At 67.3% G+C, this 25,877-nt stretch carries 23 protein-coding genes; 17 read left to right on the top strand and 6 right to left on the bottom strand.

The features are described 5' to 3' along the window. Positions 1–39: 39 nt before the first annotated feature. Together ACIGJC_RS25665 and ACIGJC_RS25660 are read right to left on the bottom strand one after the other, a co-directional pair. Complete coding sequence (locus ACIGJC_RS25665; protein ID WP_483712206.1) at positions 40–507, bottom strand: MaoC family dehydratase; 468 nt, start codon at positions 505–507, stop codon at positions 40–42. After that, on the bottom strand, positions 504–1,748 hold the full coding sequence (locus ACIGJC_RS25660; RefSeq protein WP_483712205.1) for a CaiB/BaiF CoA transferase family protein: 1,245 nt from the start codon (positions 1,746–1,748) through the stop codon (positions 504–506). The genes ACIGJC_RS25665 and ACIGJC_RS25660 overlap by 4 nt, the downstream gene beginning before the upstream one ends. Before the next feature lie 103 nt (positions 1,749–1,851). Between ACIGJC_RS25660 and ACIGJC_RS25655 the strand changes: the two genes are divergently transcribed. Then, positions 1,852–2,751, top strand: coding sequence for a LysR substrate-binding domain-containing protein (locus ACIGJC_RS25655; protein ID WP_483712203.1), 900 nt, complete (start codon positions 1,852–1,854; stop codon positions 2,749–2,751). 22 nt (positions 2,752–2,773) lie between these two features. Here the strand turns inward: ACIGJC_RS25655 and ACIGJC_RS25650 are convergent, their stop codons facing one another. Together ACIGJC_RS25650 and ACIGJC_RS25645 are read right to left on the bottom strand one after the other, a co-directional pair. Continuing rightward, positions 2,774–3,961 carry a helix-turn-helix transcriptional regulator gene (locus tag ACIGJC_RS25650; protein ID WP_483712202.1) on the bottom strand — a complete coding sequence of 396 codons (1,188 nt, stop codon included), beginning with the start codon at positions 3,959–3,961 and terminating at the stop codon, positions 2,774–2,776. Between the two features lie 389 nt (positions 3,962–4,350). Beyond that, complete coding sequence (locus ACIGJC_RS25645; RefSeq protein ID WP_483712200.1) at positions 4,351–6,648, bottom strand: mechanosensitive ion channel family protein; 2,298 nt, start codon at positions 6,646–6,648, stop codon at positions 4,351–4,353. 273 nt (positions 6,649–6,921) lie between these two features. Here ACIGJC_RS25645 and ACIGJC_RS25640 point away from each other — a divergent pair, with 273 nt between their 5' ends. Both ACIGJC_RS25640 and ACIGJC_RS25635 read left to right on the top strand, forming a co-directional pair. Continuing rightward, entirely contained in the window at positions 6,922–7,707 is a 786-nt protein-coding gene (locus ACIGJC_RS25640; protein ID WP_483712198.1) for an SDR family NAD(P)-dependent oxidoreductase, read from the top strand. A 106-nt stretch (positions 7,708–7,813) separates the two neighbouring features. Further along, positions 7,814–9,394, top strand: a complete 1,581-nt coding sequence (locus tag ACIGJC_RS25635; RefSeq protein ID WP_483712196.1) for a fatty acid--CoA ligase — start codon at positions 7,814–7,816, stop codon at positions 9,392–9,394. An 84-nt stretch (positions 9,395–9,478) separates the two neighbouring features. Here ACIGJC_RS25635 and ACIGJC_RS25630 read toward each other — a convergent pair whose 3' ends face one another. Both ACIGJC_RS25630 and ACIGJC_RS25625 read right to left on the bottom strand, forming a co-directional pair. After that, the gene (locus ACIGJC_RS25630) at positions 9,479–10,471 is read right to left on the bottom strand and encodes a Bug family tripartite tricarboxylate transporter substrate binding protein (protein ID WP_483712195.1); all 993 of its coding nucleotides are present in this window, start codon (positions 10,469–10,471) and stop codon (positions 9,479–9,481) included. A gap of 138 nt (positions 10,472–10,609) precedes the next feature. Next, entirely contained in the window at positions 10,610–11,704 is a 1,095-nt protein-coding gene (locus tag ACIGJC_RS25625; RefSeq protein ID WP_483712194.1) for a porin, read from the bottom strand. Positions 11,705–12,208: 504 nt separating this feature from the next. On the opposite strand from ACIGJC_RS25625, the gene ACIGJC_RS25620 reads away from it, so the two are divergent. From ACIGJC_RS25620 to ACIGJC_RS25555, 14 genes are all read left to right on the top strand, one after another. After that, on the top strand, positions 12,209–13,099 hold the full coding sequence (locus tag ACIGJC_RS25620) for an alpha/beta fold hydrolase (RefSeq protein WP_483712193.1): 891 nt from the start codon (positions 12,209–12,211) through the stop codon (positions 13,097–13,099). Between the two features lie 211 nt (positions 13,100–13,310). Further along, positions 13,311–13,616, top strand: a complete 306-nt coding sequence (locus tag ACIGJC_RS25615; protein WP_483712192.1) for a recombinase-like helix-turn-helix domain-containing protein — start codon at positions 13,311–13,313, stop codon at positions 13,614–13,616. A gap of 44 nt (positions 13,617–13,660) precedes the next feature. Further along, positions 13,661–14,725 carry an aromatic ring-hydroxylating dioxygenase subunit alpha gene (locus ACIGJC_RS25610; protein WP_483712191.1) on the top strand — a complete coding sequence of 355 codons (1,065 nt, stop codon included), beginning with the start codon at positions 13,661–13,663 and terminating at the stop codon, positions 14,723–14,725. Next, the gene (locus ACIGJC_RS25605; RefSeq protein ID WP_483712190.1) at positions 14,718–15,488 is read left to right on the top strand and encodes an SDR family oxidoreductase; all 771 of its coding nucleotides are present in this window, start codon (positions 14,718–14,720) and stop codon (positions 15,486–15,488) included. Before ACIGJC_RS25610 ends, ACIGJC_RS25605 begins: the two co-directional genes overlap by 8 nt. 40 nt (positions 15,489–15,528) lie before the next feature. Continuing rightward, positions 15,529–16,065, top strand: a complete 537-nt coding sequence (locus ACIGJC_RS25600) for a cupin domain-containing protein (RefSeq protein ID WP_483712189.1) — start codon at positions 15,529–15,531, stop codon at positions 16,063–16,065. Positions 16,066–16,111: 46 nt separating this feature from the next. Further along, entirely contained in the window at positions 16,112–16,969 is an 858-nt protein-coding gene (locus ACIGJC_RS25595) for an IclR family transcriptional regulator (RefSeq protein WP_483712187.1), read from the top strand. 5 nt (positions 16,970–16,974) lie between these two features. Beyond that, positions 16,975–17,778, top strand: coding sequence for an SDR family oxidoreductase (locus ACIGJC_RS25590; protein WP_483712186.1), 804 nt, complete (start codon positions 16,975–16,977; stop codon positions 17,776–17,778). Beyond that, on the top strand, positions 17,771–19,477 hold the full coding sequence (locus ACIGJC_RS25585) for a thiamine pyrophosphate-binding protein (protein WP_483712184.1): 1,707 nt from the start codon (positions 17,771–17,773) through the stop codon (positions 19,475–19,477). Before ACIGJC_RS25590 ends, ACIGJC_RS25585 begins: the two co-directional genes overlap by 8 nt. Positions 19,478–19,489: 12 nt before the next feature. Then, complete coding sequence (locus ACIGJC_RS25580; protein WP_483712183.1) at positions 19,490–20,296, top strand: aspartate dehydrogenase; 807 nt, start codon at positions 19,490–19,492, stop codon at positions 20,294–20,296. 41 nt (positions 20,297–20,337) lie between these two features. Beyond that, entirely contained in the window at positions 20,338–21,813 is a 1,476-nt protein-coding gene (locus tag ACIGJC_RS25575) for an aldehyde dehydrogenase (protein WP_483712182.1), read from the top strand. Positions 21,814–21,835: 22 nt separating this feature from the next. Further along, the gene (locus tag ACIGJC_RS25570; RefSeq protein ID WP_483712180.1) at positions 21,836–22,804 is read left to right on the top strand and encodes a VOC family protein; all 969 of its coding nucleotides are present in this window, start codon (positions 21,836–21,838) and stop codon (positions 22,802–22,804) included. Between the two features lie 32 nt (positions 22,805–22,836). Next, positions 22,837–23,793, top strand: a complete 957-nt coding sequence (locus ACIGJC_RS25565) for a PDR/VanB family oxidoreductase (RefSeq protein ID WP_483712179.1) — start codon at positions 22,837–22,839, stop codon at positions 23,791–23,793. Positions 23,794–23,963: 170 nt separating this feature from the next. Beyond that, positions 23,964–25,400: an MFS transporter gene (locus ACIGJC_RS25560; protein ID WP_483714393.1), complete on the top strand. Its 1,437-nt coding sequence runs from the start codon at positions 23,964–23,966 to the stop codon at positions 25,398–25,400. Positions 25,401–25,505: 105 nt separating this feature from the next. After that, entirely contained in the window at positions 25,506–25,847 is a 342-nt protein-coding gene (locus ACIGJC_RS25555) for a zinc ribbon domain-containing protein YjdM (protein WP_483712178.1), read from the top strand. Positions 25,848–25,877: the final 30 nt, after the last annotated feature.

Genomic DNA, 25,877 nt, shown 5'->3' with positions numbered 1-25,877 from the left:
ACGAAGCCCGGGGTCAGTCGGGCGTGGCGCGCCGCGGTTTCAGTCAGGATGTCCGGCCAGCAGCCGGCGCGCCGTGTACGTCATGACTTTCTCGTTGCGCTGGTTGAAGACCTCGATGGCCGAGTCCACCACCGCGCGGTTGCCGCGCGATGTCGGCCGGATGCCCGTCACCGTGACGGTGGCCCATACCGTGTCGCCGACCACCACCGGGGCAAGGATCTGCTGCGTGAGTTCCAGCATCGCCAGGCCGGTGCCCTGGATCATGGTTTGCAGGATGAAGCCTTCGATCAGCGTGTAGGTCAGCGCGCCGGGGACCGGCCGGCCGCGGATCGCGCCGGCGTCGTAGCCGTCCTCGATAAAGATCGCCTCGACCATGCCGGTGACCGAGATGAAATTGACGAGGTCGGTCTCGGTCACGGTGCGGCGGAAGGTGCGGAAGGCCTGGCCTTCCTTCAGGTCCTGCCAGTAGAAGCCCTGGCCCAGGCGGGGCAGGTGGCTTTGCATCATGCGGTCTCCTTGGCGTTGTCAGACTGGACCGGCGGCTGCGGGGCGCAGTACGCGGCACCCGTGGCGCTGAGCCCGTCGATGTCCTGCTGCGTCATCCCGGCCCGCGCAAGCAGCTGCGCGGTGTGCTCGCCGAGGCGTGGCGGCACGCCGATCGGTGCGCGTGCTCCATCAAAGCGTACCGGTGCTCCCGGAAAGCGCAAGGCGCCCATGGCGGGATCTTCGACCGGTTCGAAGAAGCCCGTCGCGCGCAGGTGCGGATCGTCGGGCAGGTCGTCGAGTTCGTTGACCCGGGCCACGGGAATCTGCAGCGCTTCGCAGACTTCCAGCCAGTGCGCGGTGCTATGTCCGCGCACGATCTCGCCGGTGATCTCGTACAGCGTTTCGATGTGCGCGGTGCGCGCCGAGATATCGGTGAAGCGCGCGTCCGCGGCCAGTTCGGGGCGGCCGGCGGCGCGGAAGAAGTCGCGCCAGTGGGCATCGGTGTACGGCATCATGCAGACATGGCCGTCGGCGCTCTGGTAGGGCCGGCGCAGCGGCGCCAGCACGCGCGGGTAGCCGGTGCCGCCGCGCGGCGGTTCGAAATGCCGGCCGTAGAAATGCTCCACCAGGTTGAAGGCCACCATGGATTCGAACATCGGCACCTCGACCATGGCGCCCTTGCCGCTGCCATTGCCATTGGAGCGCGCCCGGCCGGCCAGCGCCGCGCACACCGACAGCGCCGCCACCAGGCCGCTGGTCTTGTCCGCCGCGATGGTCGGGAAATAGCGGCTGCTGCCGGTCTGCGCCGCCATCAGCGCGGCGTTGCCGGACAGGCCCTGGATGATGTCGTCGTAGGCCGGGCGGCCGCCATACGGGCCATCCTCTGCGAATCCGAGCAGGCTGACGTAGACCAGTTGCGGGTGGCGCGCCCTCACGTCGTCCGGCAACAGGCCCAGCGCGGCCAGCTTTTGCGGGCGCATGCTGTGCATCAGCACGTCGGCGCCGGACAGCAGGCGGTCCAGCGCCGCCTGCGCCGCCGGCTGCTTCAGGTCCAGCACGACGCTCTTCTTGCTGCGGTTCACGCCCAGGAAAATCGCGGCCATGCCGGATTCGGCGGCGGGGCCGGTGCGGCGCGTGGAATCGCCCTCGGGCGGTTCGACCTTGATGACCTCGGCGCCAAAGTCGGCCAGCCACTGGCTGGCATAAGGGCCCATCACGACCGTGGAAAGGTCGATCACGCGGATGCCGGCTAAGGGCAGCATGCGTCTGTCTCCGGATCTGGTTCTGTGGGGCACAGCGTAGATCAGCGACAGGTATCTGGTCTAATATTACTTTTTTAGAAATTGATATTCACAGGATATCGAAATGGATCTGCGCCAGCTCCAGCAGTTCGTTGCCCTGGCCGAGACGGGCAACTTCCACCGGGCCGCCGAGCGCCTGCACATGGCGCAGCCGCCGCTGTCGATTTCGATCCGCAAGCTGGAGGAGCAGCTCGGCACCGCGCTGTTCGTGCGCACCCCGCGCGGGGTCCGGCTGACGCAGGCGGGCGAGGCGGCGCTGCAGGACGCGCGCCGCGCGCTGTTCCACGCCAGCCAGGCACGTGCGGCGGCCATGGCGGCCGCGCAGGGCGAGCGGGGCGCCTTGCGCATCGGTTTCATCGGCTCCGCCACCTATGCGTTGCTGCCGAAGCTGATTCCGGCGTTCCGCGCCGCGCATCCGGGGATCGAGCTGGTGCTGCAGGAATCCACCACGGCGGCCATCCTGGACCAGCTCGAAAACCATCGGCTCGACGCCGGGCTGGTGCGGTTTCCGATCCTGAGCAGCGGCGGCTACACCCTCACGCCGCTTGAAACCGATGTGTTCGTCGCCGCGGTGCCGGCGGACAGCCCGCATGCCAGCGAGGCCTCCATTCCGCTGAAGGCACTGGCCGCCGAGCCGTTCATCATGCATCCGGCCGCGGCGGTACCCAACCTGCATGCGGTCGCCATGATGCTGTGCCAGCAGGCCGGTTTCGTGCCGCGCGTCACGCAGGAAGCGGTGCAGGTGCAGACCATCGTCAGCCTGGTGGAAAGCGGCCTGGGGGTGGCGCTGGTGCCCGGCGTGACAACGCGCTATGCGAACCGCGGGGTGAAGTTCCTGCCGATCTCGAGTCCGCGGCCGGCGGGGCGCATTGGCATTGCGCTGGCCGCGCGGGCGGATGACGCGGACCGGCAGGTGCAGAGGTTTCTTGCCGCGGCGTTGGCGGCGGTGGAGGGGGAGGGCTGAGGTCAGCCCCGGGAATGGGCTCTCACCCGTTCTTGACCTGCCTCGCCCTGGGCCGCGCCACCGGACAAGCTGCCGTCCGCATCAGGTTCACGCCAGGCAGCAAATGCAGCAGCCGCACCAGCTCGGACTGCCGGTGCGTGCCGGTCTTGCGCAGCGTATCGCGGATATGCACGCGCACGGTATGGGGCGACAGGAACTCCCGCTCGGCGATTTCATTGAGCGTTTCGCCGGCAGCGAGCCGGATGGCAATGATGCTTTCCTTGCGCGACAGCCCGAACAGCGACGTCAAGACCGCGGCATCGAGCACCGAGCGCGATTCCGAGTTGCCGAGCAGCATCATCGCCGCGGGCAGCTGCCATGGGCCTTCCACCGGCTGGCGCGAGACCAGCGGCACCACGATGATCGGTACCGGTTGCCCGCCGGAGGTGATGTGCATCCATGAGCCCGCGGCGGCGTCGGCACTGCGGCCCCGCACGGCGCCGTCGAGCAGCCGCTGCAGCACGTCCTGCAGCGCGGCATCGCGCGCACGCAGCACGCCGCGTTCCAGCGCAAGGTTGCTGTCGGCCTGCACCAGCGATTCGGCCCAGCTGTTGGCGTAGCGCACGCGCATGTCCGCCTGCAGCACCATGACGCCGAAATCGAGCGTGTCGAGTCCGGCCAGCCCGAGCGAGGCCAGTCCGCTCAGTTCGAAGTTGCGCTGCTGCATGCGCGCCGCGCGGACCCAGTGCGGCATGACATGGGCCAGGCGGCGTTCGCGCACGCTGCCATGCAGGTGGCTGTGCTCCGAGGTGGTGCCGCTCATGAGCACGCAGATCTCGCTGGTGTCGATAAGCCGGAAACCCTGTTCGAGTCCGCCAGCGTCACCGGAGACGGCCAGGTCGGCAGCCCCGCCATCCGCCATCGCCAGTGCGGCGCCGGCCCCGGCGGATGCGAGGGCGGCTGGGACGATAGCCGGATGGCCGCCGCTTGCCGGTGGCGCAACGACGCCTTCAGGCAGGTTGACGCCATGGGTGAAACAACCGTGCGGCGTCACGCCGAGCCGGGCGTGGCCGGCAAACTTGTCCCAGATCAGGTAGCGCGGGCTGCCTGTGGCTGTGTAGCGAGAAAAAAGGTCCAGGGCAGCGGGCATTGCCGCCACGTCCATTGCGGACTCGTAGATAGAGTCGACCAGACGATGAAACTCATCGTCGAGACTCGGGTGTTCGCCCATATTTTTCCCCCGGTGGCAAACGCCTTGACTGACGCCATTTTCTAATGGCTGCTCTCTTGTGTTCCCTTGCGCCAAGTGCCTGCCCGGGTGTCTGTCGCGCCCTGTGGCAACGGTGCCGTGGCTTCCGGCCCCGTATGCAGGATGCTCCTCAGGCATGACCGTGCCCGAGTGCCGGCCATGATGCCAAACAATCGTGTCGGTTTTATCCACCCTTTGGGGGGCTATGGTCCCCAAAGCGGGAACCACCGGACGATCGGCATATGTCGACGCCTGCATAACGCAGGGATGTTAATGCGCGAGATGGGATTCGTGAGGGATTTTTGACGCGCGAAAGGGACGGGCGTTTCGCAAAAGCGACAAGCACACCTTTCTTGCATGACGCATACATCTCATTTAGACGCCGGCATGATGGCTTCGACACTTGCGGCCCCGGCAGGCCCCCCTGCGAGCTGGATGGTCAGGCTTGGGGAGGCCATGCAGATGCCATTGGCATCGAATTGCCGCTTCAGCAGCGCGTTGAACGCGCGCGTGATCTCGGCCTGCATCAGCGGGCGGGTCTTGACCTGGGCCATCACCACCGGGCCGCTCGGGTCGAAGCGATCCAGGCCCAGGATCTCCAGGCCGGACAGGAGCTTGTGCGCATAGCGCGGATCGCGCGCGATCTGGGCGCCGGTGGCGCGGATCAGGTCGAGGGCCCGGTCCAGGTCGCTCTGGTAGGCGATGCCGATACTGAACACGGCGTAGCCGTAGCCGCGCGACAGGTTCTTGACCGCCTTGATCTGGCTGTATGGCAGCGTATGCAGGGCGCCCTTGCCATCGCGCAGCTTGACGGTCCGGATGGTCATGCCTTCGACCACGCCGGCATGGTCGGGCAGCTCGATCGAGTCGCCAATGGCGATCGAATCCTCGATCACGATAAAGAGCCCGGTGATCAGGTCCTGCACCAGGCTCTGCGCGCCGAAGCCGATCGCCAGCCCCACCACGCCGGCACCCGCGAGCAGCGGCGTGACATTGACCCCCAGGTTGGCAAGGACCACGATCATCGCGATCACCAGCAGCGTGACCAGCGACGCATTGCGCACCAGCGGGAGAATGGTCTTGGCCCGCATGCTCGGCTGCGCGGCGCGCCCGTAGGCCGGAGACAACGCCTGGGTAATGGCGGTGTCGATCAGCAGCCAGACCAGCCACGCCAGCAGCACCGTTGCCGTGACGCTCAGCATGGATTCCGCGATATGCCGGCCCGCCGGCGACGCTTGCGCCAGGTGCAGCACCGATGTGCCCCAGATGCGCGCGCCCAGCTCGATCACGGTGACCCAGATCACCACGCGTACCAGCGCCATGGCAAAGCGCCCGAAGCGTTCCAGGTAGGCCGAGCGCCGCCGGTCGCGGATACGTGGCGCGCGCACGCTGGCCTTGGGCGAGCGGCCGGCAACCAGCGTCAGCAGCAGCGCGAACACCAGCAGCGCCACCGAGGCCACCGTGCGGCGCAGGAAGACGTCGGCATGGCCGGTGGCCAGCACGGTGCCGATCACCGAGGCCACCACCACTGCCAGAACCGGCAGGTGCCAGGCCTGGCCGGCCAGCCGCAGCAGGTCCGCCAGGGCCGGATGCGACTGCCGGAATTCGAGCGGCCGCTGCGCGATCACCTGGCCGACCTGGCGCCGGAAGCGCAGCGCGAACACGCCGATCAGGATTGCCGCGGCGACATTGGCCGCCGTCGACAGCAAGGCGCACAGGTTAGCGCCGAGCACGGCCGTAATGCGGCTGTCGGTGGCGCTGTTGCCGAGTGCGGCGAGGGCGCCGGTGCAGAACAGCAGCAAGGGTGAGCGCGTCAGCAGCTGGTGCACCGCCAGCCGGCGGTGCGCGGTGCGGAACAGCGCGAAGATGACCTGGCAGACCGCGGCCGCGATGGCCCCGGCGACGATGGCATGGGCCGCCATCACGGCGGCCACGCTCGCCGGCGATTGCGAGAAATTGCGGTAGGCGAGCAGCACCGTGAGCCCGAATGCCGCGACCCAGGGCCCGATGCGCCGCAACATATAGATGCCGACATCGATCCACGACGGCACCTCGGGCAGCCCGCTGCGCGGCTTGCGTACCAGCGTGACCTTGCCGTCGGCCTGCTTTCTGCGCCGCAGCCGGATGCGGTGGCCGATCTCCCACAGGACCCATCCGCACAGCGCCCAGCCGCCGATCACTACGGCGAACTCGCGCAGCGACTCGAGCCCGGCGCGCGTACCGTTGTGCGTCACGGACGCCCGCCATTCCTCGGCCGCGAACTGCGCGCGCCAGCGCCAGTAGTGCCAGGGGCCGTGGTCCTTGCGCAGGTGCGTATCGAATTCATCGAGCGCCTGCGCCACGGCGCCGATCAGGCCCGGTGACGAGGCCGGCGCGACGGGCGCCGACGCCGCCGCGTTCAGGCCGCTGCGCAATGATCGCAACTGTTCCAGCAGCGCTTTGCGTTGCGTGTCGTCCTGCAGGGTGCCGATGACCTGGTCGAGCGATTGGGCCAGCGGGACGCTGGCCGGCGCGGCCCTGGCATCGCTCTGCTGGATCGCGGCAACGAGCGGGTTTGCCGGCGCCGCATTGGCGGGCCGGTGAAACAGCGGCGAAAGCAGCAGCGCGGCCAGCAGCAGCCAGGCATGTCGGCGCAGGTACCAGCGGAGGTCGGGGAGATGAGGGCGCATGGGATCGGTCAAGCCTTCCATGCGCGACACTGTAGCGCATTGGTCCCATCCCGGTCCGCGACGCCGGGTCCCGGAGGCTGTGTTGCGACGCCGCGAAAGGCAATGAAAGTGGCGTATCGGTGCATTCGTCGCTTCCGACGATGCGTGTCAGGGCCCGATCCACGAATCTCGAACCCGCTCCGGCGCCCCGCGGTGCCGGCTCTTGACACCCGTATCGGGCCCGTCGCGCGTGCGGCAATGACCCGGCAAAAACCAGACGGAAGGAACACGGTAATGGAACTCAATGCATCGGTATCGGCCATCGTGACCGGCGGCGCCTCGGGCCTGGGCGCGGCGACGGCCCGTGCGCTGGCGGCGCAGGGCGTGCGCGTGGCGCTGTTCGACCTCAATGCCGAGAAGGGCGAAGCGCTGGCGCGTGAACTGGGCGGGGTGTTCTGCCAGGTCAACGTGACCTCGGAAGCCGAAGTCGAGGCCGGCTTCGCCAAGGCGCGCGCCGCCATCGGGCAGGAACGCATCCTGGTCAATTGCGCCGGCACCGGCAATGCGATCAAGACCGCGTCGCGCTCGAAGGAAGACCCGTCGCAGATCAAGTTCTTCCCGACCGATGCGTTCGAGCGCATTGTCCAGATCAACCTGATCGGCACCTTCCGCTGCATCGCGCGCTCGGCCGCCGGCATGCTGACGCTGGACCACGCCGCCAGCGGCGATCGCGGCGTGATCATCAGCACGGCATCGGTGGCGGCGCAGGACGGCCAGATCGGCCAGGCTTCCTATTCGGCATCGAAGGCCGGCGTGGTCGGGATGACGCTGCCGATCGCGCGCGACCTCTCCGGTGAAGGCATCCGCGTCAACACCATCCTGCCGGGCATCTTCAATACGCCGCTGCTGCAAGGCGCCCCCGAGAACGTCAAGGCCGCGCTGGGCGCGTCCGTGCCGTTCCCCAAGCGCCTGGGCCAGCCGGAGGAGTTTGCCTCGCTCGCCGTCGAGATGTGCCGCAACGGCTATTTCAACGGCGAGTCCGTGCGCCTGGACGGCGCCATCCGCATGGCACCGCGCTGATCCGGCGCACCAGCGTGTTGCTGCCCTCTCCCGCAGCCGGGAGAGGGGAGCAAACAGTCGGCATTCCGGCGTGTCAGTCATTACACGCATAAAGAGGGAGACGCCCATGGATTTCAGCTATCTGGCCACGCTGCCTCAGGCCGTGCGCCACTTTGCCGGCCTCAGGCCTGGCGCGGTCGCTTACTCGTTCGAAGGCCGGCAGACCACCTATGCCGAGTTCGAGCGCAATACCAGCCGCGTCGCGCAGGCATTGCTCGCGGCGGGCGTGCGTGCCGGCGACCATATTGGCTACGTCGGCAAGAATTCCGACCACTACTTCGAAGCCTGGCTCGGCGCCGCCAAGATGGGCGCGATCATTACGCCGGCGAGCTGGCGGCTGGCACCGCCCGAGGTGGAATTCATCATCGGCCACTGCGACGCCGTGCTGCTGCTGGTCGGGCCCGAGTCCGCGGCGATGGTGCAGGGCTTGCTGCCGTCCCTGCCGATGGTGCGCCAGGTGGTCGCGATGGAAGCCGGCGGCAACCCGGACTGGCCGGTCTATGCGGACTGGCGCGACGCGCAGCCTGCCACGTTGCCGGACCACCAGCCCGGCGCCCATGACGTCGTGCTGCAGCTCTATACATCGGGCACGACCGGGCGCCCCAAGGGTGCCATGCTGACTCACCGCAACCTGACCATCGGCACCGAGGTCAGCGAGCGCGAATCGATTCCCTGGTCGCACTGGACCGCGGACGATATCTCGCTGGTGGCGATGCCGGTGGCGCATATCGGCGGCTCGGGCTGGGGCCTGCGCAACCTGCTGTCGGGCGCCAAGGGCGTGGTGGCGCGGGAGTTCGATCCGCGCGCGGTGCTCGACTTCATCGAGCACGAGCGCATCAGCAAGCTGTTCATGGTGCCGGCGGCGATGCAGATCGTGCTGCGCGACCCGCGTGCGCGCGCGATGGACTATTCGCGCCTGAAGTACCTGCTGTACGGCGCGGCGCCGATTCCGGCGGCGTTGCTGCGCGAGGGCATCGAGGTCTTTGGCTGCGGCTTCGTGCAGCAGTACGGCATGACCGAAACCACGGGCACGATCGTGGCGCTGCCGCCGGAAGACCACACCACGGAGCAGGTGCCGCGCATGCGCGCGGCCGGCAAGCCGCTGCCCGGCGTGGAGCTCAAGGTGGTGGACTACGAAGGGCGCGAACTGGCGCCAGGCGAAGTGGGCGAGGTGGTGATCCGCTCCGCGCACAATATGTCCGGCTACTGGAAGCAGCCCGAGGAAACCGCTCGCACGATCGACGCCGATGGCTGGCTGCGCACGGGCGATGCCGGCTACCTCGACGCCGAGGGCTATCTCCACATCCACGACCGCGTGAAGGACATGATCATCAGCGGTGGCGAGAACGTGTATCCCGCCGAGGTGGAGAGCGCCATCTACGGTCACCCGATCGTGGCGGACGTGGCCGTGATCGGCGTGCCCGACGAGAAGTGGGGCGAGGCGGTCAAGGCCATCATCGTGCTCAAGCCGGGGCAGGGCGCGGACCTCGACAGCATCATCAGCTGGACCCGGCAGCGGCTGGCCGGCTTCAAGGTGCCGAAGAGCATCGACTTCGTCGAAGCCCTGCCGCGCAACCCGTCCGGCAAGCTGCTGCGCCGCAAGCTGCGCGAGCCTTATTGGGAAGGCATGGGGCGGCAGGTCAACTGACGATCGGCCTGCACCAGCAAGAAGGGCCCGGTTCCGCGAGGAACCGGGCCCTTCGATGTTCTGCGCGCGCGATCGCGGTGCGCGTCAGTCGGCCTGGATATTGAACTCCTTGACGATCTTCGTATAGCGCGCCGTGTCGGCAGTCAGCAACTGCTGCAGCACCGCAGGCTCGCCGCCCTTCGGGGTGACGGCGATGGTGGCCATGCGCGCCACGACGTCGGGCATCTTCAGGATCTCGTTGATGTGCCCGTTGAGCGTGCGCACGAGTTCCGGCGACATGCCCTTCGGCCCCAGCAGCGCCTGCCAGGCGCCGATCTCCACGTCCTTGTAGCCCTGCTCGGCCAGCGTCGGGACATTGGGGGCGAACGGCGAACGCTTCGGGTCGGCCACCCCGATCGGGACCAGGCTGCCGTTGCCGACATACTGGGCCACCGCGCCGTAGGTGACGAAAGTCACCGGCACCTGCCCGCCGAGCACGTCGACGATGGCCGGCGCCAGGCCGCGGTACGGCACCTGGTTGATCTTCACGCCGGCGGACTTGTTGAACAGCTCGCCCATGATGTGCATCGGCGAGCCATTGCCCGGCGTGGCATAGGTTTCCACCTTGCCTGCCTTGGCCCGCGCGACCAGGTCGCTGACCTTGGTGATGCCGGTGCCCTTGTTCACCACCACGAACAGCGACTGCGTGCCGATCTGCGAGATCGGCGTGAAATCGCGCTGCACGTCGTAGCTGGCGCCCGTGCCCGGTTTGAGCACCAGCGGCGCGATGGCAACAGTGTTCGGTGCCAGCAGCAGCGTGTAGCCGTCCGGGTTGGCGCGCGACACGTAGGCGCTGCCGATGGTGCCGGCCGCACCGGTGCGGTTCTCGACCACGATCGATTGCTTCAGGCGCGGCGCCAGCTTCTCGGCGAACAGGCGGGCCAGCACGTCGACGTCGCCGCCGGCCGGGTAGGCGACCACGATCGTGATCGGCTTGTTGGGATAGGCGCCCTGGGCCAGGGCGGTGCCCCCGGCGAACAGGGCGGCGGTGCCGGCAGCGATGGCGGTGGCAATGACTTTGCGGCGTGCAGACTTCATGGGGAACCTCTGAAAACTGGGATCCGGCGCATCGGGCATGCGCTCGGACGATGGCAAGTGAATGCTTCAGGTCAGCCGTGCGGCGCGCTGGCGCAGGGGCCAGCGCGCCGCACGGACTGTGTCGTGCCAACGCGGTGCTTAGAAGATGTGCTTGATGCCCAGCATGGTGCCGAACTGGTTGGCGCCCGGCTTCGGGTTGGAGCCCGGCGAGCCGCCGCTGACGGACGCGGCCAGCTGGCCGCCGTTGTCGATAAAGCCGGCGGTCGCATACACCGAGGTGCGCTTGCTGAACGAATACGTGCCGCGCACCGCGTACAGCCAGGCCTTGTTGTCGCTGCCGTGGTAGTTCAGGTAGTAGACCTGGCCGGCCAGGTTGACCGCGGGCGTGATGTCATAGGACGCGCCCGCGTAGTACAGGTCGCTGATGCGGGTTGCGCTGCCTTCGTTGTCGCGGCGCAGCCAGCCGGCGCCGAGCTTGGTGCGCGACAGGATCATGTAGCCGCCCACCGACAGGCGGTCGTCGGTCAGGTTGCTGTTGGTCAGGCCGGCGAACGCGCCGGGGCCGCCGCGCTGCGAGTCATACGCGGTATGCACGCCCCACCAGTTGGTCGCGTACTGGACCATGGCGGACCACTCGCGGCAGGCCTTCTTGTCGGCCGGGTTCTCGCCGGCGCAGTTGGTACCGCCCGGGCTCGGGCCGGCATTGACTGCGTCACGGCCAAAGCTGTACGTCGCGCCAACCGTCAAGCCGCCAAAGGTGCCCTTGTACGAGACGGAGTTATCGGCGCGCGTGTTGGGCAGGTAGCTGTCCAGCGAACCCGAGCCGTAGACGTTGGGGCCGAGGATATCGCTGTCGAGCGTGGCCCAGAACAGCATGGTGTACTGGCGGCCGAACGAAAGCTGGCCATACTGGTTCGACAGTCCGACCAGCGCCTGGCGGCCGAACAGGCGGCCGCCCTGGTTGGCGCTGCCCGTGTCGGGCGCGAAGCCCGATTCCAGCACGAAGAGGCTCTTCAGGCCGCCGCCGAGATCCTCGGTGCCACGCAGGCCCCAGCGCGAGGGGACGGTCGCGGTGTTGTTGGGCACGCGCGTCAGGCCATAGCCATTGGCGCCGACATTGTTCACGTATTCGACGCCGGTATCGACCACGCCGTACAGGGTGACCGACTGGGCCGAGGCCAGCAGGGGGGAGGCTGCAAGCAGGCCTGCTGCAGCGATTCGTGCAAGTTTCATCTACCGTTTCCTTCCTTGTTCCGTCTTCTAATCGTTCTGGCTCGTCTGTCCTGGGGCGGATGCTGCAAATCTCTAAAAAATGAATTTCTAGGCGCTTTAACGTTTCGTATATAAAACATCAAACAACATAAGAAACGTTGAACGAAATATAGCCGGGCTTTTTCGTGATAGTGAGGAGGGTTATCCCTACTGAGGCCTGTGTGCGACGCAACCGCCAGGCCGACGGCGGCACACGAGCGTGGTCGAGCGTGAGGTGAATGACGGCAGGGATGCCGACCGGCTGCGTTTACAGCAGTACTGCGTTCGGACCAGCAAGGCACGCCAGTAAAGCCTTTTCGGACCGCGTCTTGCCATAGCCACCGGCGAAAGCGCAGTCGCAACGCAAGCACCGGACCGGCCCGGTCACATTGGATCGGATCAAAGACCTGTCGTTAACCCTGATCCTCATGCGGCAACCCAGCTTCTATAGTCATAAGGTTTCATTCGCAAACGTTGGTTTTATATATGGAACAAAATGACCGTGAAGATTCATGCTCCCGGGTCCAGGGCATGCTGGACGCACTAGACAGCGGGTTTGCGGAGCGCGTTGCGCCGGTCGGGGATGGCGCTCAGGTCGCCTATCGGAGCGGCGGCAGCACCGGACCGGTGATCGTGCTGCTGCATGGCATCAGTTCGGGGGCGGCCTCATGGCTGCCCTGCGCCAGCCTGCTGGCCGCGCACGCGCGTGTGCTCGCGTGGGATGCCCCGGGCTATGGCGGTTCGTCGCCGCTGGCGCAGTCGGCGCCGAAGGCCTCGGACTATGCGGCGCGCCTGCGGGAATGGCTGCGGGCGCTGAACGTGCGCCCGGACCTGATCGTTGGTCATTCGCTGGGAGCACTGATGGCGGCGGCCTATGTGGCCGGCGCGGATGACGCCGGCCTGCCCGGGCAATTGATGCTGCTGAGCGTGGCGCAGGGCTACGGCGCACCGGGCAAGGAAGACAAGGCGCGCGAAGTCGCGCGGCAGCGCCTGGAGGCGCTCGCGTCGCTGGGCGTGGAAGGTCTCGCCGAGCGCGGACCCGCGCGGCTGCTGAGCGGAACCGCAGACGACGGCGCGCAGGCGTGGGTGCGATGGAACATGCGGCGTCTGCGTCCGGATGGCTACCGGCAGGCGGTGGCCATGCTGTGCGGGGACGATATCGATGCCTACCTGGCACGGCGTCCGACATCCGTGCCTGTGCAGATTGGCTGCGGCAGCCGGGACATCGTCACCACGCCGGTGGCCTGCGGCATGCTGGCGGAGCGCTTCGGCCTGCCATTCGCGCCGGTGCCCGATGCCGGGCACGCCTGCTACATCGACCAGGCCTGCGCCACAGCCCGCCTTATCCGCGGCGCGCTGCCAGCGGCTGTCCGCTAGTCCACCCTGGCCGGGGCCACCGCCCCGGCAGCACTTTCCGCATTTCGCGGGTTAACCCCAGTCTATTTTTGAACGATCGTTGTCTATAGTCGTACCTGTGTTCAATATCTAAACCAGTGTTTCATTAGTAAAACAAAACGCGGCGTGACCTGAACCAGGCGGCAGTGTGATGAAACCGGTCCCCATGCAGGCAGAAATGGAGCAAAGCGCAATGGATAGTCTCTCGTACAACCCCAACCTGGTCCCCTGGGAGCGTCCGGCTCCGAACAACGTCGCGGGCAAAGGCCACATCGAGCAGCCGGGCAAGGTGGCCAACATCGTCTGGCAGACCCGCGCCGACGCGCCTTCCGCCTACGAGAACGCACTGGGCGACGCGCTGGAAGCCGCGTTCGAAGGCGGCGCGCAATCGCCCGCCGACATCGTGCGCGCCTTCAATGCCACCAACTTCCTGTGCCTGGACGGACAGGCCTGGACCGAAGCGCGCTTCCTGGCCGAAATGCGCCGGCTGGGCGCCTGACCGCCGCCAGCCCGACTGACAAGCCCAGAGCCCGAGAGACAAAGATGGAATCGAACAAGCAAGCCCGCGCCGAAGCCCGCCTGAACAGCGGCCTGCGCAACTACTGGTACCCGGTCACCGCCTCGTGGGCCGTGACGCATGCCCCGATCGGCATCACGCGCCTGAGCCAGAACATCGTGCTGTGGCGCGACAACGCCGGCCAGGTCCACGCGCTGGAAGATCGCTGCCCGCACCGTGGCGCCCGCCTGTCGATGGGCTGGAACCTGGGCGACCGCGTCGCCTGCTGGTACCACGGCGTGGAAGTCGGCGGCGACGGCCAGGTCAAGAGCGTGCCGGCCGTGGACAGCTGCCCGCTGGAAGGCCGCACCTGCGTGCGCAGCTACCCGGTGCAGGAACAGGCCGGCGCGATTTTCCTGTGGTTCGGCGACCAGGCCCCGCAAGAGGGCGAGGGCAGCCCCGACGTGCTGCGCCTGCCCGAAGAGCTGGTCAGCGACGAACACAGCAACTTCCTGTGCGTGGCGCACTGGGACTGCAACTACCGCTACGCCATCGACAACGTCATGGACCCGATGCACGGCGCCTACCTGCACGCCGTGTCGCACTCGATGGCCTGCGGCGAGAAGTCGGCCACGATGCAGATCCGCGAAACCGACCACGGCCTGATCTTCGAGAAGGTCGGCCAGCGCGGCGTGAACTTCGACTGGGTCGAATTCGGCGAGACCGGCACGCTGTGGCTGCGCCTGGCGATTCCGTACCGCGACAAGGTCGGCCCTGGCGGCCCGTTCGGCATCGTCGGCATGGCCACGCCGGTCGACGAGGACCACTGCATGGTGTTCTTCTGGCGTACCCGCCACGTGCAGGGCTGGCAGCGCGATGTCTGGCGCTTCCTGTACCGCAACCGCCTGGAGCAGCTGCACTGGGACGTGCTGGAGCAGGACCGCGTGGTGCTCGAATCGATGGCGCCGCAGGCGCGCGACCACGAAATGCTGTACCAGCACGATGCCGGCATCACGCGTGTGCGCCGGCTGCTGAAGCGCCGCGCCGACCAGGAGATCGCCGACGAGCCGGTCGCCATGCTGAAACCCGCGGGGGTGGCCAGCCATGGCTGATACGCAGAACAGCAAGCTGCTGGCCGGGCGCAAGGTGCTGGTCACCGGCGCGGCGCGCGGACTGGGACTGGCCTTCGCCAAGTCGCTGGCCGAAGCCGGTGCCGCCGTGGCCATGGCCGACATCCTGGCCGAACGCCTGCAGCAGGAAGCCGAAGCGCTGCGCGCACGTGGCCTCAAGGTCGTGGCGGTGCCGGTGGACCTGTCCGACCCGGCATCGATCCAGGCTTGTGCCGACGCCGCCGTCAAGGGCCTGGGCGGCCTGGACGGCCTGGTCAACAACGCCGCCGTGACCGATTCAGGTGGCCGTGATGCCAGCGCCATCGACATCGCCACCTGGGACCACGTGATGAACGTCAACGTGCGCGGCACCTGGCTGATGACCACAGCCTGCCTGCCCGCGCTGAAGGCCAGCGGCCGCGGCGCGGTCATCAACCTGGCCTCCGACACGCCGCTGTGGGGCGCCCCCAACCTGCTGGCCTATGTGGCGAGCAAGAGCGCCATCATCGGCATGACCCGCTCGCTGGCGCGCGAACTGGGCCGCGACCAGATCACCGTCAACGCGGTGGCGCCGGGCCTGACGCTGGTGGAAGCCACCGAATACGTGCCCCAGCACCGGCACGACCTGTATCGCGAGCAGCGCGCCATCCAGCGCGAGCAACTGCCCGACGATGTCTGCGGCGCGGTGCTGTTCGCGCTGTCCGATCTTGCCCGCTTCGTGACCGGCCAGACGCTGGCGGTCAACGGCGGCTTTGTCATGCACTGATCCACCGATCCACCGATCAACTGAAACCGAAGGAATCCAGATGAGCGACCTGTCTCAACCAGCAAACATCAAGCGTTCGTGGGAACAACCGGAAGACGCTTCGTTCGACCAGTGGATGGAAAGCCGCGTGGCGCGCTTCTCCACGCGCAAGTACGACTGGGACGCGCTGAAGTTCCAGGCCGACTATGACCCGAAGTACCGCCGCGCGCAGATGCGCTACCTGGGCACCGGCGGCACCGGCGTGGCCGCCGACACCAACACCGTGCCGTCGGAGCACTTCACGTTCTCGACCATGATCATCCCGGCCGGCCATGAAGGCCCGATGCACATCCACACCGACGTGGAAGAGGTGTTCTTCGTCATGCGCGGCAAGATCAAGCTGGTCCTGGAAAAGGACGGCGAGCGCTTCGAGACCATCCTGACCGACCGCGACCTGGTCTCGGTGCCGCCCGGCGTGTACCGCGAGGAAATCAACATCGGCGATGAAGACGCGCTGATGTGCGTGATGCTGGGCGCCCAGAAGCCCATCACGCCGACGTACCCGCCCGAGCACCCGCTGTCGAAGATCAAGCGCTGATGCGCGCGCCCGCCCGCACGCCGCGCCATCAACAGGTACCCAGGCCATGACCGCCCTGCAATCCGCCGCCGCCACGCAAAACGCCGCCGAGTTCCCGGACAAGTACATCGTCCCGGGCCTCGAGCGCGGTCTGCGCCTGCTTGGCGAGTTCAACAGCAAGGACCGCGCGATCTCGGCGGCCGAGCTGGCGCGGCGCCTGCAGGTGCCGCGCTCGACGGTGTTCCGCCTGCTGACCACGCTGGAGATGCTCGGCTTTGTCGAGCGTGCCGACGGCGGCCGGGACTTCCGCCTGGGCATGGCCGTACTGCGGCTGGGCTTCGAATACCTGGCGTCGCTGGAGCTGACCGAACTGGGCCGCCCGCTGCTGGAGCGCCTGCGCGACGAGATCGGCTATCCGTCCAACCTGGTGGTGCGCGACGGCCGCTCGATCGTGTACGTGGCCAAGGCGGTCTCGCCGCGCCCGTTCGCGAGCACGGTGAATGTCGGCACGCGGCTGCCCGCGCATGCCACGGTGCTGGGCCGTGTGCTGCTCGAAGACCTGTCGCTCGACGAGCTGCGCGCGCTCTACCCGGAGCCGCGGCTCGAAGCGTTCTCCGAGCGCACGCCGGCCAGCGTGGAAGCGCTGTACGAACTGGTGCAGCACGACCGCGAGCGCGGCTATGTGCTGCACGAGGGCTTCTTCGAATCGAGCATCTCCACCATCGCCGCGCCGGTGCGCGACCGCACCCGCAAGGTGGTGGCGGCGTTGGGCGCGACCATCCCGGCCGCGCACATCGATCCGGCGCAGCTGGACTCGATGGTGGAAAAAGTCAGGGCAACCGCGGGCGAGCTGTCGCGCCTGCTGGACTACCGGCCGTCGCCGAAAGGCACGGGCGGCAAGGTCGTGAATCTGTATCGGGAGTGAGGACAATGTCCATGATTGAACTCGACGGCAAGGTTGCCGTCGTCACAGGCGGGTCCTCCGGCATCGGGCTGGCGACCGTCGAACTGCTGCTTGAAGCGGGGGCCGCTGTCGCCATCTGCGGCCGCGACGAAAGCCGCCTGCGCAGTGCCGAAGCGAAGCTGCGCGAGACGTTTCCCGGCTGCCGGCTCTACGCCGCCACCTGCGACGTGCTCAAGCCCGAACAGGTCGCAGCGTTTGCCGCCAGGGTGCAAAGCACGCTCGGCAACGTCGACATGCTGGTCAACAACGCCGGCCAGGGCCGCGTCTCGACCTTCGCGAACACGGAAGATGCCGCGTGGATGGAAGAACTGCAGCTCAAGTTCTTCTCCGTGATCCACCCGACGCGCGCATTCCTGCCGCAGCTCGAACAATCGGGGCAGGGCGCCGTGGTCTGCGTCAACTCGCTGCTCGCGCAGCAGCCCGAGCCGCACATGGTCGCCACGTCGGCCGCGCGTGCCGGCGTGCTGAACCTGGTGCGCTCGATGGCCACCGAATTCGCGCCCAAGGGCGTGCGCGTCAACGGCATCCTGATCGGGCTGGTTGAATCCGGCCAGTGGCGCCGCCGCTTCGATGCGCGCCCCGAAGAAGACAAGCACCTGGACTGGGCCGCGTGGACCGCGCGCCTGGCCCAGCAGAAACATATTCCCCTCGGCCGCCTGGGCCTGCCTGTCGAGGCAGCCCGCGCCATCCTGTTCCTTGCCTCGCCGTTGTCTTCGTACACCACGGGCAGCCATATCGATATCTCCGGAGGACACTCCCGTCATGCCTAATCAACACCAGTACGAACAACAGCAAGTCACCGTGGGCTGCGCCATCACGGCGTTCCTCGAACAGTGCGGCGTCAAGGCAGCCTTTGGCGTGATCTCGATCCACAACATGCCGATCCTCGACGCCATGGGCGAGCGCGGCAACATCCGCTTCGTGCCGGCACGCGGCGAAGCGGGCGGCACCAATATGGCCGACGCCTGCGCCCGTACCACGGGTGGCCTGGGCGTGTGCCTGACCAGCACCGGCACCGCCGCCGGCAACGCCGCGGGCGCCATGGTTGAAGCCCTGACCGCCGGCACGCCGATGCTGCACATCACCGGCCAGATCGAAACGCCGTACCTGGACCAGAGCCTTGCCTACATCCACGAGGCCCCGGACCAGCTGACCATGCTGAAGGCCGTGTCGAAGGCCGCCTTCCGCGTGCGCAGCGCCGACACCGCGATCAGCACCATCAAGCTGGCCGTGCAGACCGCGCTGACGGCGCCGACCGGCCCGGTCAGCGTGGAGATTCCCATCGACATCCAGGCGGCGCTGATCGACATGCCGGCCGACCTCAAGCCGCTGCCGGTGCCGCAGCACCAGCCGTCGGCGCACGCGCTCGACGCACTGGCCGAGCGCCTGGCCAAGGCCAGGCGCCCGATGCTGTGGCTCGGTGGTGGCGCGCGCCACGCCAGCAAGCAGGTCAAGCGCCTGCTCGACCTGGGCTTCGGCGTGGTCACCAGCACGCAAGGCCGCGGCATCGTCGCGGAAGACGATCCGCGTTCGCTCGGCGCGTACAACCTGCACAAGCCGGTGGAGCAGTTCTATCAAAGCTGCGACGCGATGCTGGTGGTCGGCTCGCGCCTGCGCGGCAATGAAACGCTGAAGTACGAACTGAAGCTGCCGCGTCCGCTGCTGCGCATCGATGCCGATCCGGCCTCCGAAGGCCGCTGCTACCAGAGCGACTACTTTGTCAGCGGCGACGCCGCGCTGGCGCTGGACGCCCTGGCCGATCGCCTGGAGGGCCGCATGCAGATCGATCCGGCCTTCGCCGGTGACCTGCGCCGCGCCCACGACACCGCGGTGAACGCGCTGATCGACGGTCTGGGCCCGTACTCGGTCCTGGTGCAGGCGCTGCAGCAGGCCGTGGGCCGCAACTTCAACTGGGTGCGCGACGTGACCGTGTCGAACAGCACCTGGGGCAACCGTCACCTGCAGATTTTCGACTCGCGTGCCGGCGTGCATGCACTGGGCGGCGGCATCGGCCAGGGCCTGGCGATGGGGATTGGCGCAGCCGTCGGTGCGGCGGCCACGGCTTCGGGCAAGAAGACCTTCACGCTGGCTGGCGATGGCGGCTTCATCCTGAACCTGGGCGAGCTGGCCACGGCCGTGCAAGAGCGCGCCGACATGGTTATCGTGCTGATGAACGACAAGGGCTATGGCGTGATCAAGAATATCCAGGACGCGCAGTACGGCGGCCGCCGCCACTATGTCGACCTGCATACGCCCGACTATGCGCAGCTGTGCCAGTCGCTGTCGCTGCGTCACCGCCGCGTCAGCAGCCTGGATGAAGTGGGTGCGGCGCTGCAGGAAGCGACGGCCGAGACAGGTCCGTTCATGCTGGAGATCGACATGCTGTCGATCGGCAGCTTCAAGACCGTGTTCGCCGGCCCGCCGGTGAACAAGCAGGCGCCGATGGCTGCGCCCGCCACGACCGCCTGAAGGGAGATGTCCATGCTGCATGTGTCCATGGTGGGATGCGGCGCGATCGGCCGCGGCGTGCTGGAACTGCTGAAGGCGGATCCGGAGGTTGCGTTCGACGTGGTGATCGTGCCGGAAGGCCAGATGGCCGACGCCCGCGACGCGCTGGCGGCGCTGGCGCCCAACGTCCGCGTGGCGACGCGGCTGGCCGACGGTGAGCAGCGCCCCGACCTGCTGGTCGAATGCGCGGGCCACCAGGCTCTGGAAGAGCACATCATCCCGGCGCTGGAGCGTGGCATCCCGTGCATGGTGGTGTCGGTCGGCGCGCTGTCGGAGCCGGGGCTGGTCGAGCGGCTGGAAGCTGCAGCCCGTCGTGGCAATACGCAGGTGCAGCTGCTGTCCGGCGCGATCGGCGCGATCGACGCGCTGGCGGCGGCCCGCGTGGGCGGCCTCGACGAGGTTATCTATACCGGCCGCAAGCCTGCGCGCGCGTGGACCGGCACGCCGGCCGCCGAGTTGTTCGATCTTGATGCGCTGACAGAGACCACGGTGATCTTCGAAGGCACCGCGCGTGACGCGGCCCGGCTGTATCCGAAGAACGCCAACGTGGCGGCCACGGTATCGCTGGCCGGCCTCGGACTGGATCGCACGTCGGTGCGTCTCCTGGCTGATCCGAATGCGGTAGAGAACGTGCATCACGTGGAAGCGCGCGGCGCCTTCGGCGGCTTCGAACTGACCATGCGCGGCAAGCCGCTCGCGGCCAATCCCAAGACTTCGGCGCTGACGGTGTTCAGCGTGGTGCGCGCGCTGGGCAACCGGGCGCACGCGGTATCGATCTGACCAGCACCAGCCGGCCCCCACAGACCAAGCAGGCAACGACAATGAAGACGCAAGAAGTACTCCCCATCTGTATCGCAGGCGAATGGCGCCTGGGGACCGGCGACCGCTACGCGACCCGCTATCCGGCCACCGGTGAAGTGGTGGCCGAACTCAACGCCGCCAGCCTGGCGGATGTCGAAGAAGCGGTGCAGGGCGCTCAGCGCGCATTCGAGACCAGCGGCTGGGCACGCCGCAAGCCGCATGAGCGTGCCGCCGTGCTGTACCGCGTGGCCGAACTGATCCGTGCGCAGGCCGAGCCGCTGGCGCAGCGCCAGCGCCTGGACAACGGCAAGCCCATCAGCGAAACCCGCGCCCTGGTCGCCAGCGCCGCCAGCACCTTCCAGTTTTTCGCCGCCGCCTGCGAAACGCTGGAAGAGACCATCACGCCGCAGCGCGGCGACTGCCTGACCATGAGCGTGTACGAGCCCATGGGCGTGGTGGCCGCCATCACCCCGTGGAATTCGCCGATCGCCAGCGAAGCGCAGAAGATGGCGCCCGCGCTGGCCGCCGGCAACGCCGTGGTGGTCAAGCCCGCCGAAGTGACGCCGCTGATGGCGCTGGAACTCGCGCGCATCTGCGAGGAAGCCGGCGTGCCCAAGGGCCTGGTCAGCGTGCTGCCGGGCAAGGGCTCCGTCATCGGCGACGCCATCACCAAGCATCCGCTGGTGCGCCGCGTGTCGTTCACGGGCGGCACCACCACCGGCAAGCACATCGCGCATATCGCCGCCGACAAGATGATGCCGGTGTCGCTCGAACTGGGCGGCAAGTCGCCGACCATGGTGTTCGACGACGCCGACCTGGACCACGCGGTGAATGGCGTGCTCTACGGCATTTTCAGTTCGTCGGGCGAATCGTGCATCGCGGGATCGCGCCTGTTCGTGGCGCGCTCGCAATACGAGCCCTTTATCGAGCGCCTGGCTGCCGGCGCCGCGCATCTGCGCGTGGGCGACCCGGCCGATGAACGCACCCAGATGGGTCCGCTGATCACCGACCGCCACCGTGATTCGATCGAATCCTATGTCGCCATGGGCGTGCAGGACGGCGGCCAACTCCGCACCGGCGGTCTGCGCCCGGACGTGGCCGGCTTGCCCAACGGCTACTTCTATACGCCGACCATCATCGAAGGCCTGGACAACCAGGCGCGCATCGCCCAGGAAGAGATTTTCGGGCCGGTGCTGGTGGCCATTCCGTTCGATGACGAGGACGACCTGATCGAGCAGGCCAACGACAGCGTCTATGCGCTCGCGGCCGGCATCTGGACGCGCGACTACAAGCGCGCCTGGCGCGTGGCACGTGCCGTGCAAGCCGGCAATGTGTGGATCAACACCTACAAGCAGTTTTCCATCTCCGCGCCGTTCGGCGGCTGGCGCGACAGCGGCCTCGGGCGCGAGAAGGGCAGGCTGGGCATCCTGCAGTACATGGAGCAGAAGAGTGTGTACTGGGGCCTGAACGAACAACCGCTGCCGTGGGCCAACTGAGCCCGGCACGCAGGAGAGAACCATGATCAAGGTATTGGGAATCGACGAGATCGTCTACGGCGCGGATGACTTCGACGCCTGCCGCGGCTTTTTCGGCGACTGGGGCCTGACCATCAAGCGCGACGACGCGCAGGGCCTCGATTTCGAAACGCTCAACGGCTGCCGCGTGCTGGTGCGCCGTATCGACGACGCCACGCTGCCGCCCGCCATCGAGGCCGGCCCGACGCTGCGCGAAGTGGTGTGGGGCGTGGACAACGAAGCGTCGCTGGCGGGCATCCGTGACCGCATCGGCAACGAGCCGACGTTCGTGTCGCTGGATAACGGCGCACGCATCGGCTGTACCGATCCTAACGGCCTCGCCGTGCGCTTCCAGGTCACGCGCAAGCATGAGGTGCAGGTCGAATGCGCGCTGATGAACACGTGGAACGACAAGCCGCGCCTGAACCAGCGCAGCCCGATTTATGAACGCGCCATCCCCATCGAAGTGGGACACGTCGTGTTCTTCGTGAAGGATGTGAAGGCCACCGAGCGCTTCTACGTCGAGAAGTTCGGCTTCGTGCCGTCCGACCGCTACCCGGACCGCGGCGCGTTCCTGCGCTGCGCGGCCGAAGGCGGCCACCATGACCTGTTCCTGCTGCAGTTGCCCGAACCGAAGGCTGGCATCAACCATGTTGCCTTCACCGTGCGCGACCTGCACGAAGTCTTTGGCGGCGGCATGCACATGTCGCGCAAGGGCTGGGACACGCAGCTCGGCCCGGGCCGCCATCCGATCTCGTCGGCCTATTTCTGGTACTTCAAGAATCCGGCCGGCGGCCTGATCGAGTACTACGCCGATGAAGACCAGCTCGACGAACACTGGGAACCGCGCGCGTTCGAGCCGGGCCCGACCATGTTCGCCGAATGGGCGATCGAAGGCGGCATCGACGGCAACACGCGCCGCCAGAAGAACGCCGGCGGCCCGGCAGGCAAGTTCCTGACCGAGAAGCGCTGAACGCGAACGTTAGAGCATACGAAGGAAGAGACATGAGTGCCCACAAGACCCTGACGATGCGAGTCCAGGCCATGCGCTACGAAGCGCGCGGCATTGTCAGCCTCGAGCTGCAAGATCCCGACGGGGCCGCGTTGCCCGAATACGGTCCGGGCGCCCATATCGACCTGCACCTCGGCAATGGACTGGTGCGCAGCTACTCGCTGTGCGGCGCGCCGGAAGTGCGTGACCGCTACACCGTAGGCGTGCTGCTCGATCGCAACAGCCGTGGCGGTTCGCGCTTTGTGCACGAGCAGCTGCGCGTGGGCGCGACGCTGACGATCGGCGCGCCGCGCAACAACTTCGAACTCGATGAAAGCGCCGCGCATACGGTGCTGGTGGCCGGCGGCATCGGCGTCACGCCGATCGTCTGCATGGCGCGCCGGCTGGCCGAGCTGGGCCGACCGTTCACGCTGGTGTACTGCGCGCGCACGCGTGCCGAGGCGGCCTTCGTCGAATCGCTGTCGGCCTATGGCGACGCCGTGCGTTTCCACTTCGACGATGAAGCGGGCGCACCGCCGGACCTGAAGGCGATGCTGGCCGGGCAGGATGCGCAGACGCATCTCTACTGCTGCGGCCCTGGCCCGATGCTCAATGCGTTCGAAGCCGCGTGCGAGGCGCATGGCTATCCGAACGTCCATATCGAGCGCTTTGCCGCCGATCCGTCGACCGAGGCGGTGCAGGAAGGCGAGTACGTGGTCCAGCTGTCGCGCACGGGTTCGCTGGTCAAGGTGCCGTCGGGCAAGTCCCTGCTGGATGCCTTGCTCGATGCCGGCCTCGATGTCGAGCACAGCTGCCGCGAAGGCGTGTGCGGATCTTGCGAGACCGCCGTGCTGGAAGGCTGTCCCGACCACCGCGACAGCGTGCTCAGCAACAGCGAGCGCGCGTCCAACAAGACCATGATGGTCTGCGTGTCCGGCTGCAAGGGCAGCCGGCTGGTGCTGGACCTGTAGGTCCGCATCCGACGGCGGGGCCTGCGGGTCTCGCTGGCGCTTCACCGTGCGCCTGTGAGCGCAAACGAAGCCCTTCGTGTCGTGGCGCGAGGGCTGACGGCCCCCGAAAGCATTAGAAGAGAAGCACCGTGTTGATACAGAGACAAGACACCGCGTCCCCCGGCGCGCAGATGGCGGCCAGCGCCAGTATCGTGACCGCGGCCGAAGGCGCCGCCGGCATCGCCGACAGCCGCAGCGCCAGCGCAGTGGGCGACACAGGCGGAATCACACGGGGCAACATCATCGCCCGTATCGAGCGCATGCCGGGCAATGCCATGCATATCCGCGCGCGTTTGCTGATCGGCCTGGCGACGTTCTTCGACGGCTTCGATGTCATCGCCATCGCCGCCACGCTGCCGCTGCTGATCGCCAAGTGGTCGCTCACGCCGGGCCAGATCGGCTTCCTGATCGCGGCGCCGTCGGTGGGCCAGCTGGTCGGCGCGCTGGTGTTCCCGGCGCTGGCGGAACGCTTCGGCCGGTTGCGCTCGATCGGCTGGAGCGCGGGCATCATCGGCCTGATGAGCATTGCGTGCGGCTTCGCGCCGTCGTTCGAAATCTTCGCGTTGCTGCGCATCGTGCAGGGGCTCGGCCTTGGCGGCGAACTGCCCGTGGCCGCCACCTACATCAACGAAGTCACGCGCGCGCATGGCCGCGGCCGTTTCGTGCTGCTCTACGAGGTGGTGTTCCCGATCGGGCTGATGGTTTCCAACGGCGTGGGCGCCTGGCTGGTGCCGCACTACGGCTGGGAGGTGATGTACTTCCTCGGCGGCGTGCCGCTGGTGCTGTTCTTCATCCTGCGCCGCGTGATTCCCGAATCGCCGCGCTGGCTGGCGGAGAAGGGCCGCATGGCCGACGCCGACAGCGCGCTGCGCGCGTTCGAAGCGCGTGCCCGTACGCCGCTGCCGCCGCCCGGTGATACCAGTGCCTTTGACAATATGGCGCACCATCCGCGCCGCCGTGTTCGTGACCTGGTCAGCAAGGCCTATATCGGCCGCACGCTGGCGGTGTGGATGCTGTGGGCGACCTGCGGGTTCATCCAGTATGGGTTGTCGACCTGGCTGCCCACCATCTACAAGACCGTGTACCACGCGCCGCTGCAACTCGCGTTGAACCTTGCTGCGGGTGCCTCGGTGCTGGGTGTGATCGGCTCGCTGGTGTGCGCGATGATTGTCGACAAGGTTGGCCGCAAGCCCGTGATCAACGTGTCGTTCCTGCTGTGCGCGTTGTCGCTGGTGCTGGCCGGCGTGTTCCATGCTTCGTCGGTCTATGTCGTGGCCACCCTCTGTGCGTTCTCGATGGGCTTTCTCGCTTGCGGTTTCATCACGGCGTACGTCTATACGCCGGAGCTGTACCCGACCAGCGTGCGCGCCATGGGGTGCGGGCTTGGCGGTGCGTGGCTGAAGCTGGCAGCCATCTTCGCGCCCTCGCTCATCGCCGGCACCATCGGCAGCGGCGATCTCAGCAGCGCCTTCCTTGCGCTGGCCGCGGTGCCGTTCCTGGCGGCGATTACCGTTCACTTCCTTGGCATCGAGACCAAGGGGCAGGTGCTGGAAGAACTGGAGGTTTGAGTTGCAGGGCGATTAGCCGGCTGTGCTCGACCTGTACGTGCCGGGCGGTCCCGGCCGGGCAGGGCGGTATACTCCCGGCTTTCGCCACGACCACACGAAATACCCATGAGCGCCTTGCCCGCCTGCCCGAAATGCCATTCCGAGTTCACCTATGAGGACGGCAGTCTGTATATATGCCCGGAATGCGCGCATGAATGGTCGGCGCAGGCATCGACGGCAACCGAAGCGGAAGTCAGGATTTATCGCGATTCAGCGGGCAATGTCTTGCAGGATGGCGATACCGTCACGGTCATCAAGGATCTCAAGCTGAAGGGATCGGCCGGCGTGATCAAGATGGGCACCAAGGTAAAGGGCATCCGGCTGGTCGACGGCGACCACGATATCGATTGCAAGATCGATGGCTTTGGCGCAATGAGCCTGAAATCGGTGTTCGTCCGGAAGGTGTGACGAGATCGGCGGGTAACAGTGGGTTACCCA

It is taken from the genome of Cupriavidus sp. C3SS-1, assembly GCF_057073755.1.
Note: the sequence above shows the minus strand (reverse complement) of the source record. Positions and strands in the feature narration are given on the sequence as shown.

Excerpts from the sequence above, each read along its gene's own strand:
- ACIGJC_RS25665 (WP_483712206.1), bottom strand. The coding sequence starts at position 507 with ATGATGCAAAGCCACCTGCCCCGCCTGGGCCAGGGCTTCTACTGGCAG.
- ACIGJC_RS25660 (WP_483712205.1), bottom strand. The coding sequence starts at position 1,748 with ATGCTGCCCTTAGCCGGCATCCGCGTGATCGACCTTTCCACGGTCGTG.
- ACIGJC_RS25655 (WP_483712203.1), top strand. The coding sequence starts at position 1,852 with ATGGATCTGCGCCAGCTCCAGCAGTTCGTTGCCCTGGCCGAGACGGGC.
- ACIGJC_RS25650 (WP_483712202.1), bottom strand. The coding sequence starts at position 3,961 with ATGGGCGAACACCCGAGTCTCGACGATGAGTTTCATCGTCTGGTCGAC.
- ACIGJC_RS25645 (WP_483712200.1), bottom strand. The coding sequence starts at position 6,648 with ATGCGCCCTCATCTCCCCGACCTCCGCTGGTACCTGCGCCGACATGCC.
- ACIGJC_RS25640 (WP_483712198.1), top strand. The coding sequence starts at position 6,922 with ATGGAACTCAATGCATCGGTATCGGCCATCGTGACCGGCGGCGCCTCG.
- ACIGJC_RS25635 (WP_483712196.1), top strand. The coding sequence starts at position 7,814 with ATGGATTTCAGCTATCTGGCCACGCTGCCTCAGGCCGTGCGCCACTTT.
- ACIGJC_RS25630 (WP_483712195.1), bottom strand. The coding sequence starts at position 10,471 with ATGAAGTCTGCACGCCGCAAAGTCATTGCCACCGCCATCGCTGCCGGC.
- ACIGJC_RS25625 (WP_483712194.1), bottom strand. The coding sequence starts at position 11,704 with ATGAAACTTGCACGAATCGCTGCAGCAGGCCTGCTTGCAGCCTCCCCC.
- ACIGJC_RS25620 (WP_483712193.1), top strand. The coding sequence starts at position 12,209 with ATGGAACAAAATGACCGTGAAGATTCATGCTCCCGGGTCCAGGGCATG.
- ACIGJC_RS25615 (WP_483712192.1), top strand. The coding sequence starts at position 13,311 with ATGGATAGTCTCTCGTACAACCCCAACCTGGTCCCCTGGGAGCGTCCG.
- ACIGJC_RS25610 (WP_483712191.1), top strand. The coding sequence starts at position 13,661 with ATGGAATCGAACAAGCAAGCCCGCGCCGAAGCCCGCCTGAACAGCGGC.
- ACIGJC_RS25605 (WP_483712190.1), top strand. The coding sequence starts at position 14,718 with ATGGCTGATACGCAGAACAGCAAGCTGCTGGCCGGGCGCAAGGTGCTG.
- ACIGJC_RS25600 (WP_483712189.1), top strand. The coding sequence starts at position 15,529 with ATGAGCGACCTGTCTCAACCAGCAAACATCAAGCGTTCGTGGGAACAA.
- ACIGJC_RS25595 (WP_483712187.1), top strand. The coding sequence starts at position 16,112 with ATGACCGCCCTGCAATCCGCCGCCGCCACGCAAAACGCCGCCGAGTTC.
- ACIGJC_RS25590 (WP_483712186.1), top strand. The coding sequence starts at position 16,975 with ATGTCCATGATTGAACTCGACGGCAAGGTTGCCGTCGTCACAGGCGGG.
- ACIGJC_RS25585 (WP_483712184.1), top strand. The coding sequence starts at position 17,771 with ATGCCTAATCAACACCAGTACGAACAACAGCAAGTCACCGTGGGCTGC.
- ACIGJC_RS25580 (WP_483712183.1), top strand. The coding sequence starts at position 19,490 with ATGCTGCATGTGTCCATGGTGGGATGCGGCGCGATCGGCCGCGGCGTG.
- ACIGJC_RS25575 (WP_483712182.1), top strand. The coding sequence starts at position 20,338 with ATGAAGACGCAAGAAGTACTCCCCATCTGTATCGCAGGCGAATGGCGC.
- ACIGJC_RS25570 (WP_483712180.1), top strand. The coding sequence starts at position 21,836 with ATGATCAAGGTATTGGGAATCGACGAGATCGTCTACGGCGCGGATGAC.
- ACIGJC_RS25565 (WP_483712179.1), top strand. The coding sequence starts at position 22,837 with ATGAGTGCCCACAAGACCCTGACGATGCGAGTCCAGGCCATGCGCTAC.
- ACIGJC_RS25560 (WP_483714393.1), top strand. The coding sequence starts at position 23,964 with ATGGCGGCCAGCGCCAGTATCGTGACCGCGGCCGAAGGCGCCGCCGGC.
- ACIGJC_RS25555 (WP_483712178.1), top strand. The coding sequence starts at position 25,506 with ATGAGCGCCTTGCCCGCCTGCCCGAAATGCCATTCCGAGTTCACCTAT.